General features: G+C 68.2%; 4 protein-coding genes. All 4 read left to right on the forward strand.

What is annotated here, in order from left to right; all coding sequences use genetic code 11:
* The first annotated feature begins 9 nt into the window (after positions 1 to 9).
* The gene (locus ACN0RC_RS13800; RefSeq protein ID WP_417512480.1) at positions 10 to 1,203 is read left to right on the forward strand and encodes a heavy metal translocating P-type ATPase; all 1,194 of its coding nucleotides are present in this window, start codon (positions 10 to 12) and stop codon (positions 1,201 to 1,203) included.
* Positions 1,204 to 1,439: 236 nt separating this feature from the next.
* On the forward strand, positions 1,440 to 1,697 hold the full coding sequence (locus tag ACN0RC_RS13805; RefSeq protein ID WP_417512481.1) for an HAD family hydrolase: 258 nt from the start codon (positions 1,440 to 1,442) through the stop codon (positions 1,695 to 1,697).
* On the forward strand, positions 1,678 to 1,923 hold the full coding sequence (locus ACN0RC_RS13810) for a hypothetical protein (protein WP_417512482.1): 246 nt from the start codon (positions 1,678 to 1,680) through the stop codon (positions 1,921 to 1,923). The genes ACN0RC_RS13805 and ACN0RC_RS13810 overlap by 20 nt, the downstream gene beginning before the upstream one ends.
* Positions 1,923 to 2,431, forward strand: a 509-nt coding sequence (locus ACN0RC_RS13815) for a cadmium resistance transporter (RefSeq protein WP_417512483.1), incomplete at its 3' end; no start/stop codon positions are given. The genes ACN0RC_RS13810 and ACN0RC_RS13815, both read left to right, overlap by 1 nt.

A 2,431-nucleotide genomic window follows, 5' to 3' on the forward strand; every position in this document is an offset into this window, starting at 1 on the left:
GGCTGACGCGTGAGCGCGGCGTGTGGTTGCGAGCACGAGCCTGCCACTGCGGCTGCGGCGGATGACGAGACCGAAGAGGTGGAGCGGCCCTGGTGGAGGGACCGCGGGATCATGGTGCCGGTCTTCTCCGGTGTCGCATTCCTGGCCGGTCTGATCTTCGAATGGTCCGGCCTCGAGATCCCGGCGCTCGTGCTGTTCTGGATCGGCCTGCTGCTGGGCGCGTCGACGTTCACTCCTGGCGCGATTCGGAAGCTGTTCAAGGGCAAGCTCGGGATCGGGCTGCTGATGACGATCAGCGCGATCGGCGCGGTCATCCTCGGCTATGTGGAGGAGGCCGCTGCTCTGGCGTTCTTGTACTCGATTGCTGAGGCGCTTGAGGACAAGGCGATGGACCGTGCCCGTGGCGGCCTGCGGGCGCTGCTGAAGCTCGTGCCGGAGACGGCGACCGTGCTGCAGAGCGGCGTCTCTGCGCAGGTGCCGGCAAGGGAGTTGACGGTCGGCCAGGTCATGGTGGTCCGCCCGGGCGAACGGATCGCAACCGACGGGATCGTCCGCTCTGGCCGCTCAAGCCTGGACACCTCGGCGATCACCGGGGAGTCGATCCCCGTCGAGGTCGAGCCCGGGGACGCGGTGTCGGCCGGCGCGATTAACAGCTCCGGCGTGCTGGAGGTCGAGGCGACCGCGGCCGGTACCGATAACTCGCTTACGACGATCGTGGAGTTGGTCGAGAAAGCGCAGACGGAGAAGGGCGAGCGTGCGCGTCTCGCGGACCGGATCGCCCGCCCGCTCGTACCCGGTGTGCTGATTCTCGCAGCGCTCGTCGCGATCATTGGGTCACTGCTGGGCGACCCGGAGGTATGGATCACTCGTGCGCTCGTCGTGCTGGTAGCGGCCTCTCCGTGCGCGCTGGCGATCTCGGTGCCGTTGACGGTCGTTGCCGCGATCGGCGCGGCGAGCAAGTTCGGCGTGATCATCAAGTCCGGCGCGGTCTTCGAGCGCTTCGGCACGGTCCGGCACGTCGCGGTCGACAAGACCGGCACCCTGACCCGTAACGAGCCCGCGGTCACCGCGGTCCTCACTGCGAACGGCATTGCCGAGGAGCAGGCGCTGGCTTGGGCGGCGGCTCTGGAGCAGCACAGCACGCATCCCCTTGCGGCGGCGATCACCGCTGCAGCCCGGGTGTTCCCGTGGCCGCGGATGTGACCGAGCAGGCCGGGCCGGCATCGACGGCACCGTCGATGGCGCTCGTATCACGGTCGGCAGCCCCGCTGGCCTGACGCCGGCGAGCTCGGCGACCGGGTTGCAGGGCTTGAGGAGCAGGGCATGACTGTCGTGATCGTGCACCGCGACGAGGCACCGGTCGCGGCGATCGGCGTCCGCGACGAGCTGCGTCCGGAAGTCCCCGAGGTGGTCCGCACGCTTGCGGATCAGGGCGTCGCATGACGATGCTCACCGGGGACAACGCCCGCACCGCTCGTGCGCTGGCTGCGCAGGCCGGGATCGCTGATGTGCGCGCGGAGCTGCGCCCTGAGGACAAGGCGACCGCGATCGGCGAGTTGTCGAAGGCGGGATCGGTCGCGATGATCGGTGACGGCATCAACGACGCTGCCCCGGCGTCCGCACATCGGCATCGCGATGGGAGCGACCGGCTCCGATGCGGCGATCGAGTCTGCGGACGTGGCCTTCACGGGTCATGATCTGCGGCTCATCCCGCGGGCGTTCGATCACGCGCGGCGGGGCCGGCGGATCATCAACCAGAACATCATCCTGTCCCTGCTGATCATCACCGCACTGCTCCCGCTCGCGCTCTTCGGGGTCCTGGGGCTCGCGGCTGTCGTCCTGGTCCACGAGGTCGCGGAGGTCATCGTGATCCTCAACGGCCTGCGCGCCGCACGCACCCGCACACCACGAATGGAAAGCTGATGCTCGCAACCATCGGGTCGGCGATCGGCCTGTTCGCGGCGACCAACATCGACGACATCGTCGTGCTCACCGTGCTGTTCCTCGCCTCCAGCCGGGGAAAGCCGCGACCGTGGCAGATCGTCGCAGGCCAGTACCTCGGGTTCATCACACTCGTCGTGATCAGCGTGATCGCCGCGCTCGGTCTCACGATCGTCCCGGACGAATGGGTCGGCTTCCTGGGTCTGATCCCGCTCGGCATCGGCATCTGGACGCTCATTCGCGGCCTGCGCCGTAACGGCGACGACGATGATGACGACTCCAAGATCACCGCGGTCGGACTATGGGGGGTCGCCGGGATCACGATCGCCAACGGGGCCGACAACATCTCCCTCTACACGCCGATCTTCCGCACCAGCTCGCCCGGCGACGTCGCGGTCATGATCGTCGTGTTCCTGATCCTCGTCGCCGTCTGGTGCGCTGCCGGGCGACTGATCGGCACCCACAAGGCCGTCACCGAAACGCTCGAACG

The sequence above is a fragment of the Microbacterium sp. genome (assembly GCF_048259935.1).
Taxonomy (GTDB): domain Bacteria; phylum Actinomycetota; class Actinomycetes; order Actinomycetales; family Microbacteriaceae; genus Microbacterium.